The organism is Pedobacter ginsengisoli (assembly GCF_030244015.1).
Classification (GTDB): Bacteria; Bacteroidota; Bacteroidia; order Sphingobacteriales; family Sphingobacteriaceae; genus Pedobacter; species Pedobacter ginsengisoli.
In genome coordinates this window covers 136,348-153,688 of the sequence record NZ_JASSYX010000003.1, presented here as the reverse complement: position 1 = coordinate 153,688, position 17,341 = coordinate 136,348, and the positions used below count along the sequence as shown (strand labels likewise).

Genomic DNA, 17,341 nt, shown 5'->3' with positions numbered 1-17,341 from the left:
ACATGAAAACTCCTGTAGTTATTGGAATTACTCCATTTGAAAGGCCCGATGTAAAGCTCATGCTCTCTTTGCAAAATGCCGGCGCCTTTCCTGTGCTCCACCTCGGAAGAGACAGAGCCGAAGCTGTCGACGCAATCAGACAGCTGGTACCAAAATGCCCGAACGGATTTGGCGTATGCCTGGTTTCGGATGACTTCCTGAATATCCCCTTACCTGAACAGGTAACGCTGATGGTTTTGCCTTATGGTATAAAACCACCTGAAAATAAACACATTAAACTTCTTAACCAGATTCATACTATTGATGAGGCACGACAGGCTTATGCCGCGGGTGCTGACGGGATCATCGTAAAAGGCAATGAGGGAGCCGGTAAAGTTGGGTATGAATCTTCGTATGTCCTGTTTCAGCGTGTCATTAAAGAGTTTAACGATACTGATGTTTATATTCAGGGTGGTGCGGGCATACATACTGCTGCGGCTGCCGTGGCTTCTGGCGCAAAGGGGGTGGTACTGGACAGTCAGCTGGTGCTCTTCCCTGAATGCAGTGCGCCTGAGTCTGTCAAAAGGGTCTGTGAGAAACTGAGCGGGACGGAGACCAGGTTAATTGGTAATTCCCGCATACTGGTGCGTCCGAATTCACCGGTACTGGCTGATGATGCCGCAGAGAAGGATCTGGAGGCTTATTATAATGGTTTTGACCTGGAAAAAGATTTCCTCCCGCTGGGACAGGACATTGCCATCGGGCAGGATCTTTTTGGGAGGTATAAGAAAATAGATAAACTGGTTTTTGGTTTTCAGGAGGCGATTTATGGTCACCTCAGACAGGCAAAATCATTAAATGTGATCAGTGCTGATAATGATTTGGCAAAAGAGCTGGGCATAACCTATCCGATCGCACAGGGTCCTATGACCCGGGTGAGCGATGTGGCGCCTTTTGCCAACGCGGTTGCTGAGGCCGGGGCTTTGCCTTTCATTGCCCTGTCTTTATTGAAGGGGGATACGGCTAGGCAACTGATCAAAGATACCAGGGCGCTGGCAGGCAATAAGACCTGGGGTGTCGGGATACTGGGTTTTGCGCCGCAGGAATTGCGTGATGAGCAGTTGAAGTACATCATTGAAGAGCTGCCGCCGGTGGTATTGATTGCGGGGGGGCGACCTTCTCAGGCCAGGCCGCTGGAAAAACTGGGCATTAAAACGTTTCTTCATGTACCCTCTGCCTCTTTACTGGATATGTTCCTGAAGGAGGGTGCAAGGCGTTTTGTATTTGAAGGCCGGGAATGCGGCGGCCATGTTGGACCGCTTTCGAGCATGGTGCTCTGGGAAAAACAAATAGAACGTTTGTTGAAAGAGGATAAGCCCGAAGAAATCAGCGTCTTTTTTGCCGGTGGAATCCATGACGCCTTATCAGCTGCATTCATCTCAGTAATGGCTGCGCCACTGGCTGCCAAAGGAATAAAGGTTGGGGTGCTGATGGGTACTTCTTACCTCTATACAAAGGAAGCAGTAAGTTCCGGAGCAATTAAAGACCAGTTTCAGGAACAGGCAATGTCATCGGCTGACACCATACTGCTGGAAACAGCACCGGGACATGAGACCAGGTGCCTGAATTCTCCCTTTGCGACGTTTTTTAACGAAGAAAAGGAAAAACTGCAGAAGCAGGGTATAGATAAAAAAGAGATCTGGGCAAAGCTGGAGACGCTCAATGTAGGCAGGCTGCGCATAGCGGCCAAAGGCATTGAGCGCCGTGGTGATGAACTGGTCAATATTGAAGAGAAAGAACAGCTGGAACTGGGTATGTACATGATCGGGCAGGTGGCTCCGATGTGCAACAGGATCGTTTCTGTCCTGGATTTGCACAAGGAGGTTGCGGACGGAAACTACCGTTTCATTGAGCAGGCGGAACTGGCGGAGCCGCCGTCTGCACAGCAGAAATCGCTGAATGTAGCCATTGTGGGCATGGGATGTATCTTTCCGGGTGCAAAAAATATAGAGGAATACTGGCGGAACATCATACTGGGTAAGGACTCGGTGACCGAAGTGCCGGACGAGCGCTGGAATAAGGATTTATACTATGATCCCTCTTCGACGGCCAATGATATGTCGCATTCCAAATGGGGCGGTTTCATTCCGAAGATCGATTTTGATCCGCTGGAATATGGGATACCGCCGCAGTCACTGGCAGCAATAGAGCCTACGCAGTTATTGAGCCTGATGGTGGCCAGACAGGCCATGGAAAATGCGGGTTATAAGGACGGCAGTTTCAATGCAGAGAATGTGTCGGTTATTATTGGTGCGGAGGGCGGAAACGATTTAGCAAATAGTTACAGTTTCAGGGGCTTTTTCAAACAGGTGTTTGGTGAAATGCCTGCTGAGCTGGACGCAGCACTGCCTAAAACTACTGAGGACTCATTCCCTGGGATACTGGCGAATGTGATTTCGGGCAGGATCACCAACAGGTTAAATTTAGGCGGGCGCAATTATACGGTTGATGCGGCTTGTGCTTCGTCTCTTGCCGCAGTAGATCTGGCCTGCCAGGAGTTGTTTTTGGAGAAGTCTGATATGGTGCTGGCCGGTGGTGCAGATCTGCACAATGGGATCAACGATTACCTGATGTTTTCGAGTACGCATGCTTTGTCCCGCAAGGGCAGGTGCGCCACTTTTGATTCGGATGCTGATGGCATCGCATTGGGTGAGGGTGTGGCTATGGTGGTATTGAAGCGTCATGAAGATGCTTTGAGAGATGGTGATAAGGTTTATGCGGTGATACAGGGTGTCGGCGGATCGAGCGATGGAAAGAGCCTGGGACTGACTGCTCCCCGCAAATCGGGACAGGTACTGGCCCTGGAACGTGCATACGGCCAGGCGGGAATATCGCCTTCGGTATTGGGTCTGGTTGAGGCGCATGGCACGGGTACTGTGGTGGGAGACCGTACGGAACTGAGCGCACTCACGGATATGCTGAACCAGTCGGGTGCAGTGGCCGGACAAACACATCTGGGTTCGGTAAAGACACAGATTGGCCATACCAAGTGTGCTGCCGGAATTGCAGGGCTGATCAAGGCGGCATTGTCGGTTTATCACGGGGTGAAACCGCCGACCATTAACCTGAAAAATCCCAACAGTTATTACAATGCGGCCAAAAGTCCGTTTGCCTTCCACACGGAGGCGGCTTTATGGATGGAGGATAAAAGATATGCGGGTGTAAGTGCCTTTGGTTTTGGGGGTACTAATTTCCATGCAGTGCTGGAGAGTGGTCATGCGGCCGCTGATCAGCATTCTGCCTTACAGTCTTTACCTTCAGAGCTTTTCGTTTTCAGGGGGGATACTTATGAAGAGGCGAAGAAACAGCTGAGTGTTGTAAAGGCACTGCTGGAAGATAATGATAACATTTCACTGAAAGATATTGCTTATAGCCTTGCGCTGGGCAGTACAAAACCCATACAGCTGAGCATCGTTGCCGACAGGGATGAGGACCTGATCATGAAGATTGATCTGGCCCTTTCCGGTGTGGAAAGTAAGGATACTTACATCACGAAAAGAAAAGAGGGTAAAGTAGCTTTTATGTTTCCCGGTCAGGGAAGCCAGCGCATCAATATGGCCAGGGACCTTTTTGTGATGTTCCCTGCTATGCGGAAATTGCTGAAGAACAGGCCGGAATATGAGAAGGTACTGTTCCCGGATGCGGTATTTGATGAGGCTTCGCTGAAGGCGCAAAAAGAAAGAATTAAGGATACGCGTATGGCGCAGCCCTTGCTGGGGATTGTAGACCTGGCCCTGGCCAGCTTCCTGAGGGACCTTGGTATTGTGCCGGATATGGTGGCGGGGCATAGTTATGGTGAGTTGCCGGCACTGTGTTTTGCGGGTGCTTTTGATGAAGAGCAGCTGGTCTTTCTGAGCAGGGAGCGGGCACAGTCTATCCTCAATGCGGTGGAAGGCGGGGATAAGGGTGCCATGATTGCGGTGAATTGCAAAGATGAGGATGTGTTTAAGGTCATTGACGGATTAAACGATGTTTATGCGGTCAATTTTAATTCGCCAACGCAACTGGTGCTGGCGGGTACTACTCCGGCGATTAAAAAACTGGGCGAAACGCTGAAAATAGAAAAGATCTCGTTCAAAAAACTGGAGGTGGCCTGTGCATTCCACAGTCCGCTGGTTGCCAGGTCTGAGGGACTGTTTAAGGAGGTACTGGGCAGGGTTGATTTTAATGATCTGGTATTGCCGGTATGGTCAAATACTACTGCGGCGGTTTATCCCGGGAAGGCAGCTGCAGTCAAAGAAAGACTAACAGAGCACCTGGTGAAACCTGTGAAATTTGTGGAACAGGTGCAGCAGATGTATGCTGATGGTGCAAGGATCTTTATAGAGGTTGGACCGGGTAAGGTGCTGACCGCATTGACCAGGGCCTGCATTGGTAAGGATGAACTGCTGTTGTATGCTGAAGACAATGGGCACAACAAGATCACCCATTTGCTGTGTACGCTGGCTACTTATATCGCCACGGGCCGTGAGGTAAAAGTGGAGAAATTATTTGAAGGCCGTAATGGCAAGCTGCTGAACCTGGAAGAACCCGGGCAGTATAAAAAAAGTGCCACCGTATGGATTGTCGACGGTCAGCATGCGGTACCATCAACAGGAAAAATGCCTGCTTATGGTGCGTTGCCAATCATAGAACCCCTAAAAATGAAAGACAAAGGAATCTCCAATGAAATTATGCAGCATGTTCCGTCAAATGCTGCTCCCTCAAATGCTGCTGAAGTGATGATGCAGGAGTATATGAACAGCATGAAAATGATGATCCAGGCGCAGCGCGATGTGATGCTGCAGTTCCTGGGTGCAGCTTCATTGCCGCAGGTGCATCAGCAAAATATACATCAGCAGCCGTTACAAGGGACTGTTCAGCAGGTTGTTTCGCAGCCAATCGCACAGCCGCAGACACCTGTTGCTCCCGTTGTTGCGGATATGCAGAAAACATTTTCAAAACCGGTGGCAGTGGATGTGAAAGCGGTGCTGATGAAGATCGTGAGCGACAAGACGGGTTATCCGCAGGAAATGCTGGGCATGGAAATGGACCTGGAGGCTGATCTGAGCATCGACTCGATCAAACGTATGGAGATCATTGGTGCATTGCGTATTGAACTGGGTGGTTTCGCTTCCGCGGAAGACAGTGAGGACAGCTTTATGGAGCAATTGGCAGGTATCAAGACACTGAATGGTCTGGTAAACTGGATTAATGAGCATGCGGTTGCCAGGGTGCCTGCCGCACCTGCCATTGTTAAATTGAGTATGGCTGATGTTAAAACCGCAATTCTCCATGTAGTAAGTGAAAAGACGGGTTATCCGCAGGACATGCTGGGCATGGACCTGGATCTGGAAGCTGATCTGAGTATTGATTCGATCAAGCGAATGGAGATCATCGGCGAGCTGAAAGTGAAAATAGGGTTTAACGGAGGAGCAGAAGACGGTGATGACCTGATGGAAAAACTGGCGGGGATCAAGACCCTGAATGGTCTTGTCAGCTGGATCTCCGAGATAGAACAGGATAATTTTGAGCCTGTGGCTGAGGCCAAAAAGATCATAGCAGCTGAAAGTGAGGGTCGTGGGATCATCAGTGAATCTCTGTCAAGACTGCGTTTTGAGCTGAAGGCTTCGCAGATTGCGAATACGGGGACTTCGGCTGTAGAGGGTAAGCGCTTTGCGGTAACCAATGACGGCGGGTCGCAGGCGGCGGCAGTTAAGGATCTGTTTGAGGGTCATGGTGCTGTCGTTGATATTGTAGCAGTTGAAGATCAGCTGAAAGGATACGACGGCCTGATCATTCTCAACATGTTTGCATCTGTAAACAAGGTCGATATCATCGATTATATCGCTATGATCAAGAGGCTGGATTTTGAGGAAATGAAATGGGTATACTTTATCTCTGATACCAAAGGTCACATGACGGGGGCGGATGATGCGAGCATGCTGAGGCATTTTCAGGGATATTCGGGCCTGTTTAAAAGTCTGGATAAAGAATATGACACGACTAAGTGCAGGATGATCAGCCTGACGCGCAAGCTTGCGCCTGTTGACGTAGCCGGCATTGCACTAAACGAGGTCCTGAATACCGATCAGCCATCGGAAATCATTTATGACGGTATGGAAAGGCAAACGCTGGAACTGATCCCTTCACAATTGGTTACTGATCTGCAGGAGTCGCACATCAAACTGGAAAAAGACGCTGTAGTATTGGTGTTGGGCGGTGCGCAGGGCATTACTTCCAAATTGATCACCCATCTTGCACAGGAATATCCGTGCAGGTATGTGCTGGTGGGCCGTTCGCCTGACCCGCGTACCAGCGGACTGGCTGAGTTTGCAAGGATGAAGAGCAGGGAGGAGATCAGGAGCTTTTTGATTAAAGCTGGTGAGCTTAAAAAACCTGCTGAGATTGAACAGGAGGCTGCCAGGATCTATAAGAACAACGAGATCCTTCAAACGATCAAAGCTTTGGAAGACAGTGGTTCTGTGGTGGATTATACGGCGCTTGACCTTCGGGATGAGGAAGGGTTATCGATGTTCATTGGGGATGTATATGCTGCACATGGACGGATTGACGGAGTGATCCACGGAGCGGGTTTACTGGAAGACAAGCTGTTTCACAGCAAAACGCTGGATTCGTTTAAGCGCGTATTTGATACCAAAGTGACCCCGCTGCGGGTGCTGGCAGAGCAGATGAGGCCGGAAACACAGTTTGTGATCTTCTTTAGCAGCATCGCTTCTGTATATGGCAACCGTGGCCAGACAGATTATGCTGCGGCCAATAGCGTGATGGATAAATACGCCTGGGCATTGAAGGAAAAGATAAAGGGCAAGGTGATGGCCATCAACTGGGGCCCATGGAAGGGTGCCGGGATGGTGTCGGCTACACTGGAAAAGGAGTATGAACGCAGGGGAATTTCCCTGATCCCGTTGCAGGACGGTATGGAAACTTTTGTGAATGAACTGAAATACGGAAATGAGAGCCAGGTGCTCATCATGGCTGGAAACAACTGGTAAGGGGCTGATGGAAAACGTTAAAGAACGTGTAATGAAGCCTGATGATGTTGCGGTGGTTGGAATGTCCTGCAGCTTTCCCGGTGCGGGGGATGTGGAGACTTTCTGGCAAAATATCATCAATAAAGTAGATGCCACACAGCTGGTTCCGGAAAACCGGATTGACGGGGTACATTTTGAGGAAGGTGCCGGGGTAGACCGCTTTTACTGCAACAGGGGTGGTTTTATTCCGGATTTTGAATTTGATCCTGCCCAATTCGGCATTTTGCCGGTGGCTGTTGCAGGTATGGAGCCTGATCATTTGCTGACGCTGAGCCTGGTACATAAGGCACTGGAAGATGCAGGTGTGTTTGAAAAGGGCCTTTCCCTGGGGCGTACAGGGATAATCATTGGTAAGGGGAATTATGCCGGGCCGGGTGCGACCAGGGCGATCGAGATCGTCAGAACGGGCGAGCAGATTGCCAGTGTGCTGCGGGACCTGATGCCTGATCTGGCTGATGCGGAAATTGAAAAAGTAAAGAAAGAATACCAGTTGCGCAAGGGCCGTTTTGGTGCGGACACGGCAATGGGCCTGATCCCCAATCTGGTGGCTTCACTGGTTGCCAACAGGCTGAACCTGGGGGGTGTAGCTTATACACTGGATGCTGCCTGCGCAAGTTCCTTGATTGCGGTAGACCATGCCATACAGGAACTGAACAATGGAAGGTGTGACATGGTGATTGCCGGTGGTGTCCATGTAGGGCAAAACGCGGCTTTCTGGAGCATTTTTACCCAGCTGGGTGCGTTGTCCAGAAAGGGAAAGATCAGTCCTTTTGACGCTGGTGCTGATGGTTTGATCATCGGGGAGGGCTGCGGTTTTGTAGTGCTGAAAAGACTGGAAGATGCGGTTGCCGCAGGTGACAGGATCTATGCGGTGCTGAAAGGTGTTGGTGTAAGCAGCGACGGGAGCGGGGCCAGTGTCATGAGTCCTTCTGTAAAGGGGCAGCTCAAGGCCATTGAGCAGGCCTGGGCTAAAGCTGGCCTGCATGCACGTGACATCGGCTATATTGAAGCACACGGCACAGGCACCCCGCTGGGTGACAAAACGGAACTGGAAACTTTAGCGCAGTTCTTTGGCAATGACCAGGCTTTACCCAGGGCGGGTATCGGAACTGTAAAATCAAATATAGGCCATGCTATGCCTGCTTCCGGTATTGCGGGCCTGATCAAAACTTCTTTGGCTTTGTACCATAATATCCTCCCGCCCACATTGCATTGCGGGGAGCCTTTGGCCCAGATTGCAGATACCCGCTTTGAAGTGCTGCAAAATGCGGTGGACTGGGAGGCGTCAGGTTTACCCCGCGTAGCGGGTGTAAACGCTTTCGGTTTTGGGGGGATCAACGCCCACGTGGTACTGGAGGGATATGTACATGTAAAAAGTCCGGTTACTGAGGTTGCTGGTAAAGCTGCAGGAACTGATGAGGTTTTGCTGCTGGCCCGTTCCACGCATAAGGAACTGCTTGAGGCATTGGAAGCACATAGCATGGAACCGGGTGAGGGACAATACCGGATTGTGGTCTTTGATCCAAGCCCTGAAAGGTTGAAGAAAGCAGTCAAGATCGCTTCCAAGGATTCTCCCTGGAGAAATAAACAGGACATCTGGTATACCAATGCGCCTTTATTGACAGGTGGGGGAAAGGTGGCTTTCGTATTTCCGGGACTGGACGGCCTGGCGGGTGGTGAGGTCGCATCGGTGGCTGATCATTTTGGGATACCGCAGGACAACAATGAAAAAGGAGAAGGCCTGTTGAACGAAGCCTTAAAGATATTGAACAAGAGCCGTGTACTGGACACTGCGCTGAAACAACTGGGTATTTTACCGGATATGAATGCCGGACATAGCCTGGGCGAGTGGCTTGCGGCCCGTTCTTCTGAACTTGCTGAAGAATCTTCGGTGCTGCAATTGCTCAACTTCCTGAATCCGGAGACTTTTGAGTTAAAGGATTCTAAGTTTATTGCTGTTGGCTGCAGTATTGAGAAGCTGGAGCCTGTGATGGCCGGTATTCCGGATCTGTATTTGTCAAACGACAATTGCCCGCAACAAGTGATCCTTTGCGGAAGCAATGCAGCACTGGATGTGCTGGTGCCAATTTTGAGGACACAGCAGATCTTTCACCAGATATTGCCGTTTCAGTCTGGCTTTCATTCGCCTTTTGTGGCGGATAAGCTGGATGTCATGCTGGAAGGGATGAGTACCATGCAGTTCAGGAAAACTAAATTCCCGCTTTGGTCGGCAACGACGCTGGAGCTTTATCCGGAGGGGTTTGAAGCGATCAGGCAGTTGAGCGTGGAGCACCTGATCAAACCGGTGAGGTTCCGTGAACTGACTGCGAGGCTTTATGAGGAAGGCGCGCGGGTGTTCATACAGGTGGGTTCCGGTGGGCTGACCGGGTTTATTGACGATACGCTGAAAGGAAAAAACTATAGTGCGGTGCCTTCTAATGTGGCGATCCGTTCGGGTGTCGCACAGTTGCAAAGGGTACTGGCGGCATTGTATGCTGAAGGTAAAGTTGCAGGGATGGCTTTTATGGGTTATCCCGGTACGAAAGCTGCTGTTGCGAAGAAAGGTATAAAACTGGAACTCGGCCTGCCTCTGATCAGTAATATAACAGGACTTAAAGACCTTGCGGCTGACCGTCTTGCAGGTAACGGCGTGCAGGCGTACCAAAGTAACGGATTGCGGCAAAATAAAATATTGCTGCAGGATGTGGCTCATCCGGTCATGCGTGCGTTTAACGAGAATGTGGAAGAGATGCTGGGCATACAGTCGGAACTGCTGGAGCTATTTAAGAACAGGCAGGCGTCGCGGCCTAAAAGAATCCCTTTTACGAAGGCTTTGAATGTGACATTGCAAAACAGTCCTTACCTGACAGACCATTCTTTATTGAGACAGCCTAAGGGCTGGCATTGCGTCGACGATATGGATCCGGTAATCCCGATGACCATGATCTTTGAAATGTTTGGGGAGATGGCTGCGGAGCAATCGCCCGGTGAACAAGTCCGCAAGATCATGAACATTAAGGTGTTTCAGTGGATGAATGTGGCGAAGCCATTTAGGGAAACGGTGACGGGTGAATGGAAAAGCCAGCAGGTGGCCTGCCTGAACCTGGAGCGTTTTGCCAATGCGGAGGTCTTGCTGGCTGCGGAACAGCACGCTGCGCCTGAAAGAATTTACGATACCGGTCTGCCCCTGGGCATTGACCGGAGCCCGGAACAGATCTATGAGGAGCACATGTTTCACGGCCCGGGTTACCAGGGCATCAAAAAACTGACAGTGGTCGGCGATAAAGGAATCACAGGAATTATTGAAGGCGGTGCGGGGAAGGGTTCTTTGCTGGACAATGCAGGCCAGTTGTTTGGCCTCTGGCTGCAGCTGACACTGACCAAAGACCGGATTGCTTTTCCCGTAAAGATACAGGAGATCGAGTTTTTCGGGGAGATGATGGATCAGCAGGGCAGTTTTGAATGTACTTGTGTGCTGACTGAACTGAATGAAGAATTTGCCACTGCGGATTTTGTGATGAAGCGTGATGGTAAGGTTTGGGCGATGATCAACGGCTGGCAGAACAGGAGACTGGAAATAGATGAGGCTTTGTGGCGTGTATCGATGTCGCCGCTGCACAACCGCCTGTCTGAAGAGATTGCGCCGGGTGTATTTATGTTCCACAATGCCTATAGCCGCGTGGTATCCTGGGATTTTATATTAAAACGCTATTTCAATAAGGATGAAAAGCAGCACCACCATTCGCTGCTGCCTAATAAGCGGAAGGAATGGATCATCAGCCGCGTAGCGGTAAAGGATGCAGTCAGGAACTTATTAAGCAGGGAAAAGCGGGAGGCTTATTATCCGATCGAGTTCGAGATCAGGTCCGATGAGGTTCGCAAGCCCTATCTGCAGGGGGCAATGACAGATGGCATCCATGTATCAATAGCCCATAAAGGTACTGATGCAGTAGGCATAGCGAGGTATGATAGATCTGTAGGGATAGATATAGAACGCATTGAGATACGGAACCAGGGGTTTCAGGACCTGGTGTTTTCAGACAGTGAGAAAGCGCTGCTGGAGGGCCGGGACAATGCGGAATGGGTAACCCGTTTCTGGGTAGCCAAAGAGGCTTATGGCAAGTATCTGGGTAAGGGCCTGCAGGGCAATCCGCGTGTATATACCATCTCGGAGATCAGGGGGGAAGAACTGAAAGTGAATGACATTTACATTAAAACTATTAAACATAAAAATTATATAATCGGATGGACACAGTAGTGGTATTGAAACAATTTATAACGGAAGTGATCGGGGAAGAGTTTGTAGAAGAGATGGACATTGACATGAACAGTTCTTTTACCAGGGATTTGGAAATGGACAGTATCGAGATCGTGTCGTTCTCGGAAAAAATCAAAGCGCATTATGGCGACCAGATCGATTTTACAGGCTGGTTGTCCAATATGGATCTGGATCAGCTGATCAATCTGAACCTGGGAATGATCGTTGAGTATATTGACAATGCCCGTAATTAAAGTAAACAACAGGGGTGTACACATCCAGGAACTGAATAAAGGGTCGGCGGAAACGGTGCTGCTGGTTCATGGGATGTTCAGCAACCTGTCTGTTTATTATTTTAACATTGCGCCGGTGTTGGCGAAGGAATTCCATGTACTGATGTATGATCTGAAAAGTCATGGAATGAGTGAAAAGGTTGTCAAAGGTTATGATCTGGAAAGTATGACCGGTGATCTGCTGGCACTGATGGATGAGCTTGGTCTTGACCGGGTACATTTGGCAGGGTATAGCTTTGGGGGCCTGATTGCCTTAAAAATGGCTTCACGTTTTCCGGATAGGGTAAAGAAACTGGCTGTTATTGAGGCACCTGATCCTAATGACGATAAGACAAGGGATATCATTGACGATTACAGCCGGGAGTTCCTGGAACATTATGTGGAGAATTTTACGGATACCACAAAAGTGAAGATGGGCAAGCGCCAGATGGAGCGAAACCATCGAATGTATGAATATCTGTTTTATGAGACGAGTATTAAAAAAGATATGCTGCTGGAAAGGGAATTCTTCGGTTCGGAGGAGATTGACGGCATTGGGCAGGAAACTTTGCTGCTTTACGGAGCAGGTTCCAATTGCCTGGGCGCGGGCCGGTTACTGAAGCAAAAAATAAAAGGGGCACAGCTGCTGGAAGTTCCGGGAGACCATAACATTCCGATACAGGAGCCTGTGCTGATTGGAAACTTGCTGGATAATTTTTTTAAACATGGGTAAATTTGTATTCATCGTTCCGCCCCTGACCGGGCACATCAATCCGACGCTAAGCATCGGGGCAGTACTGCTGCAGCGCGGGCATCAGGTGGGCTGGATCAGTCTGGACAGTTCGCTGGAACAGCGCCTGCCGGAAGGTGGAAAATTGTTGCTCATCGCTTATGAAGAGAATGACCTGCAAAAGCAGGAAAGTGAAAAGTACCTGGACATCATTACCAAAAAGATCGTTTATGGCATAGACAGCATCAAGTTTTTGTATGAGGAAGTGCTGATTCCGCTGAACCGGCATAGCTATGAAGGTATTTTGGGTTTGCTGGATGCTTATCAGCCTGATCTGGTGATCACCGACCACCAGATGTTTGCCGGGGCTATTGCAGCGGTTAATAAAAACATGCCTTACGTAACTTCGGTAACCGCGCCTGCCGCGATCAAGGTGATGGATGAGCTGCCAAAGGTGCACGAATGGGAAGTGAAGCAGATCGTTGCGCTGCAAAAAGAACTTGGAGTGGAAGGCGAGACTTCTATTGCCTGCTCTGACCTGCTGACCATGGTGCTGACCTCCAGAGAGTTTTTCGGAGAAATGGACTTGCCGGAACAGTATCAGTTTACCGGACCGGTGATCAGTGAACGGATAGTGGTCAGTGATTTTGACTGGGCGCGGCTGGAAGGTTTTGGAACGCAGCCTAAGCTGCTGGTGAGTATCGGTACTACTTTTGACCATGAGCATAAGAAGAGTTTCTTCACGAAAGTGGTTGAAGCTTTTGGTAACCAACCTTTAACTGTGGTCGTGGTGTCTGATCCTTCGCTGTTTGAGCAATGGCCTGATAATTTTATGGTACAGCATAGTGTACCGCAACTGGAACTGCTGCCGCACCTTGATGCAGTAGTGTGCCATGGCGGACACAATACTGTATGCGAAACACTCGCCAATGGCCTGCCAATGGTAGTGGTGCCGATAGCCTATGATCAGTCGCACGTAGCCGGCCGGGTAGTGCGGGTGGGTGCGGGCCTGAGGTTGAACTTTAACCGCTTCAAAGCAAATCATTTGAAAGAGGCAGTACATGAAATATTAAATAACATCAGCTTCAGGAATGCATCAGAGCGAATCAGGCATTCGTTTGCGGACGCGGGTGGTACACGTACAGCGGCGGATCTGCTGGCTGGCCTGACTGCTGGCAAGGCTGCGCCTGCAATTGGTGAAGTGGGAATATTAAATCATTAAAGAAAAATTATGTCTAAGTTTCTATTTGTAGTACCTCCTTTTTTTGGCCACATCAGTCCGACACTGAGCATCGGGGCCAGTCTGATCGCGAAAGGACATGAAGTAAGGTGGTTTGGCATAACCCCGCTGGCAGACGCGCATATACCGGCGGGTGGTCAATATGTTTATCCGCAGGATGACCTGGTAAAGCATCAGGATGATCTGCAGAAAATCCTGAAAAGACAGGATGACGGGCCTTCCTGTTCGGGCCCGGAAGTGATGAAGCTGGCATTGGAAGAGACCTATGTGCCGGTAGCACGGATCATGATGGAACCATTGTGTAAAGTGGCGGATTCCTGGAGGCCGGATGTGATCGTCAATGACTGCATCACTTTTGCGGGTGCGCTGTGTGCGCACATTAAAGGTATTCCATGTGTGACCACTACACCGGTGCCGCCGGACGTGATGGGTGATGCGGCAAACAGTGCGCCTAAGATCTTTGAATGGCAGGAAAACCTGATCAAAGGACTGCAAAGAGAGTTTGGTGTGTATGGTGACGATATTGTGATCCATTCCCACAAAATGAATATTGTTTTTACTTCGAAAGAATTTGCCGGGGTAACGGAACCAATGCCGCACATGAGATTTGTAGGGCCGGTAAAAGGCAGGCCGAATAACGCTGCGTTTGACTGGGATAGACTGGATAAAGTGACGACCCCGAAGGTATTTGTTTCACTGGGTACTTTGCTGGTCGACATCAGGGCAGCTTTTTTTAAGAAACTGATCGATGCGTTTGCAGATGCACCTGTAACAATAATAGCGGCTACTAATCCGGATATTTTTGAGCACTGGCCGGATAACTTTATCGTAAATGGTTTTGTGCCGCAGGCAGAGCTGATGCCTAAAATGGATATGGTGATCTGTCACGGGGGATTCAATACGGTCAATGATACGTTTACCAATGGTCTGCCGATGCTGATCACTCCGATCGCCTATGATCATTTTCACACGGCGAAACTGGTCGTAAATGCTGGCTGCGGGATCAGCATCCGCTACAAGCGGCTGCGCATAGCGGATCTGAAAACTGCTGTGTTTGAATTGCTGGAAAACCCGCAGTACAGGACGGCGGCATTGAAGTTAAAAGACACTTTTACCGCTGCAGGGGGCAATGATAAGGCGGTGCAGTTGCTGGAAGAATTTGCGGATTCGGAAGAAATACTTGTTGCTGTAGATTGAACGCGCGATGAAAAGAAAACTATTGTTTGCAGAAAGAATGCTCCATGGTGATGGTACACTGCCTTTTAACGCGGTAATTCCATGGCGGATCAAAGGCAATATTCTGCCGGCCGATCTGCACCGTGCATTGAGAAAGCTTCAGCACAAGCACCCGATGCTGAATGCTGCGGTGGTTTATGATGAGGCTGCGATGCCCTGGTTTTGGGCAGGTGAGAACGAGTTTATTGACATCCCTGTACGAATAACAGACCGCGTATCTGAAGATGACTGGAAAAAGGAATCTATAGCGGAGTGGGCAATACCTTTTGATACGGCTAAGGGCCCATTGATCAGAATGGTCTGGATAAAGGGCGGGGACACTTCTGAATTTATTATGGTAATCCACCACTGCCTCTGCGACGGCGGATCGGCAATGGCCATTCTGGAGGAGCTGCTCCTGGGTCTTGATGATCCGGATGCGGATATTGGCAAAGAAAAACCGATCATGGGTATAGCAGATGTGGTACCGAAAGAAATATTGAAGAGCAGAAAGCAGCTCGTCAAGTCCAGACTCATAGGAGGGATAGCTAATCTTTTTCTCTGGCTGGTGCCTGTGAATAAAAAACTGGTTGATCGCAAAAGAGATTACATGATCCATTGGAAGCTGGATACAGGACTGAGCGAAAGTATTGTCAAAAAGTGCAAAGCGGCAGGGGTAACCGTAAATACAGCGTTTTGCCTGGCTCTGTTAAATGCATTTCAAGCGGTGAGAAAAGAAGCTTTTCACAATAAAGTATCCTGCCCGGTGGATATCAGACGATTTGCGCCTCAGATTAAGAGAGACAATATCTTTGCGTTCGGGCTGATGTTTGTAGTGTCTGCGGACAAAGGCCTGGATTTTTTTGCCGAGGCGGGGAGGATGCAGGCGGACATAGACAGGAAGACGGCCAGGCTCAATCCGTACAGCACCTTGATGATGATGGAACAATCGCATGGGACGCTGAATAACTTTACGAAGTTTTTGAAGTATGGCAAGTCTGCGAACGACTGTATGTTTTCTAACCTGGGCCGGATCGGCATCCCTCATCAGTATAAAAGGTTTGCGGTGGAAACGATATTCAGTCCCTCGGTGATCGGCCCGCTGGGTAATACCACCACGATGATCACTTCTACATACCGGGGGCAAATGGATTTTACATTTATTGCCAGTGAAGGGTTTCTGCCGTATGACGATGCGTTGTCCATAAAAGATAAAATGATGGATATAATTTCAGTGTTATGAGAAGAAAGCTCATCATAGGGGAAAGAATTATGTATGTGGATGCCGAAACTGCAGTAAACTGTGTGTTTGCAGTAAAGATCCGGGGGAGTTTTACGCTGGAACGTTTGCTTAATGCATTATATAAGGTGCAGCAAAAACACCCTCTGCTGCGTGCTGGCATTAAAGAAGATCCTATGGGAGTACCGCATTTTGTTTCCAGTAATGCAATAAGTCCCATCCCGGTCAGAATTGCAGAGCGTTCGGGTGATGATGACTGGAAAATAGAATCAAAAAAAGAATGGCATAAGTTATTTAATGGTAAGGGCAGTCCGATGGCGCGTATCGTTTGGCTAAAAGACAATGAAATGTCAGAACTCCTGCTGGTTTGTCCGCATTGCATATGTGACGGCACTACTTTAACTACGCTGATGACCGAAATACTGATGCTGCTGGACAAACCTGACGAAAAGCTGGCCTCTTATCTTCCCTTTATGTCAATAGAAGCATTGCTTTCAAAGAGCTATTCGGGTAAAATCGGAAAACTGATAAAAGCAAGGGTGTTTTCTGTATTTGCCCGTTTATTCTTTTTGATAAAGTCGAAAAGGAATAAGCCCGTAGCAGGGGAAAGTTATCTGGTCCACAGACGATTGGACAGGAGGCAAACAGCTGCGCTTGCGGCTGCATGTAAGATTGAAGGGGTGACTGTTCACTCGGCACTCTGTGCAGCATTTTTAAGTGCTTTTCAGCAAGTCAAAGGAAACAGCGCAAACGGCAAACTGATCTGTCCGGTAGATATCAGGAGATTTGTACCCGAGATCAAAACAGATCATATGTTTGCATTTGCACCCATTGCTGAATTGTCGGCGGATACCAGATCAGGGTTATGGAATACTGCCAGAAAAATTAAAGAAGAGCTGAATGCTAAGATTACTGCTATGGACGTTCATGACCTGCTGATCATGAGTGAGTATTTTCATTCTTCGGCACCTAAAATGATCAGTTATTTAAAATCTTCGCCCGGCTCGCATGACGTTACGTTATCCAATATGGGGAAACTCAGCATTCCTGAGAATTATAGTTCGTTTGAAGTAGAAGCTATATACAGCCCGACTGTGGCATTTCCCTGGAAAAATCCAAACACTCTGGTGGCCGGTACATTTAAAGGGGAGATGGATTTTTGCTTCTCATCTAATGATGGCTTCCTCGGATCTGAATCCGCTGCAACCATTGTGGATTGTGCATTGTCTTTGTTATTAAAAGAATCAGTATTAGAATATGTTTAGAAATCTACTGACAGCGGACTTGGTGTTCAGGAAGTTTTTCCGGAAAAA

General features: G+C 49.0%; 8 protein-coding genes. All 8 read left to right on the top strand.

Annotated features, from left to right (window positions below):
* Positions 1-2 precede the first annotated feature (2 nt).
* The 8 genes from QEP08_RS12745 to QEP08_RS12710 are packed head-to-tail and all read left to right on the top strand — an operon-like array spanning position 3 to position 17,293.
* Positions 3-7,034 (top strand): type I polyketide synthase, encoded by a 7,032-nt coding sequence (locus QEP08_RS12745; protein WP_285058538.1) that lies wholly within the window; start codon positions 3-5, stop codon positions 7,032-7,034.
* Positions 6,994-11,331 (top strand): type I polyketide synthase, encoded by a 4,338-nt coding sequence (locus QEP08_RS12740; RefSeq protein WP_285058537.1) that lies wholly within the window; start codon positions 6,994-6,996, stop codon positions 11,329-11,331. The genes QEP08_RS12745 and QEP08_RS12740 overlap by 41 nt, the downstream gene beginning before the upstream one ends.
* A complete protein-coding gene (locus QEP08_RS12735) occupies positions 11,319-11,585 on the top strand; it encodes an acyl carrier protein (RefSeq protein ID WP_285058536.1) in 267 nt (88 codons plus the stop codon). The genes QEP08_RS12740 and QEP08_RS12735 overlap by 13 nt, the downstream gene beginning before the upstream one ends.
* Positions 11,572-12,336: an alpha/beta fold hydrolase gene (locus QEP08_RS12730; protein ID WP_285058534.1), complete on the top strand. Its 765-nt coding sequence runs from the start codon at positions 11,572-11,574 to the stop codon at positions 12,334-12,336. The genes QEP08_RS12735 and QEP08_RS12730 overlap by 14 nt, the downstream gene beginning before the upstream one ends.
* Complete coding sequence (locus QEP08_RS12725) at positions 12,329-13,555, top strand: glycosyltransferase (protein WP_285058532.1); 1,227 nt, start codon at positions 12,329-12,331, stop codon at positions 13,553-13,555. The genes QEP08_RS12730 and QEP08_RS12725 overlap by 8 nt, the downstream gene beginning before the upstream one ends.
* 9 nt (positions 13,556-13,564) lie before the next feature.
* Positions 13,565-14,770, top strand: coding sequence for a glycosyltransferase (locus QEP08_RS12720; protein WP_285058530.1), 1,206 nt, complete (start codon positions 13,565-13,567; stop codon positions 14,768-14,770).
* A 7-nt stretch (positions 14,771-14,777) separates the two neighbouring features.
* On the top strand, positions 14,778-16,031 hold the full coding sequence (locus QEP08_RS12715) for a condensation domain-containing protein (protein WP_285058529.1): 1,254 nt from the start codon (positions 14,778-14,780) through the stop codon (positions 16,029-16,031).
* Positions 16,028-17,293: a phthiocerol/phthiodiolone dimycocerosyl transferase family protein gene (locus tag QEP08_RS12710; protein ID WP_285058527.1), complete on the top strand. Its 1,266-nt coding sequence runs from the start codon at positions 16,028-16,030 to the stop codon at positions 17,291-17,293. Before QEP08_RS12715 ends, QEP08_RS12710 begins: the two co-directional genes overlap by 4 nt.
* Positions 17,294-17,341 lie beyond the last annotated feature (48 nt).

What these genes read in the sequence shown, in the direction of transcription:
- QEP08_RS12745 (WP_285058538.1), top strand. Translation starts at nt 3, where the DNA reads ATGAAAACTCCTGTAGTTATTGGAATTACTCCATTTGAAAGGCCCGAT.
- QEP08_RS12740 (WP_285058537.1), top strand. Translation starts at nt 6,994, where the DNA reads ATGAGAGCCAGGTGCTCATCATGGCTGGAAACAACTGGTAAGGGGCTG.
- QEP08_RS12735 (WP_285058536.1), top strand. Translation starts at nt 11,319, where the DNA reads ATGGACACAGTAGTGGTATTGAAACAATTTATAACGGAAGTGATCGGG.
- QEP08_RS12730 (WP_285058534.1), top strand. Translation starts at nt 11,572, where the DNA reads ATGCCCGTAATTAAAGTAAACAACAGGGGTGTACACATCCAGGAACTG.
- QEP08_RS12725 (WP_285058532.1), top strand. Translation starts at nt 12,329, where the DNA reads ATGGGTAAATTTGTATTCATCGTTCCGCCCCTGACCGGGCACATCAAT.
- QEP08_RS12720 (WP_285058530.1), top strand. Translation starts at nt 13,565, where the DNA reads ATGTCTAAGTTTCTATTTGTAGTACCTCCTTTTTTTGGCCACATCAGT.
- QEP08_RS12715 (WP_285058529.1), top strand. Translation starts at nt 14,778, where the DNA reads ATGAAAAGAAAACTATTGTTTGCAGAAAGAATGCTCCATGGTGATGGT.
- QEP08_RS12710 (WP_285058527.1), top strand. Translation starts at nt 16,028, where the DNA reads ATGAGAAGAAAGCTCATCATAGGGGAAAGAATTATGTATGTGGATGCC.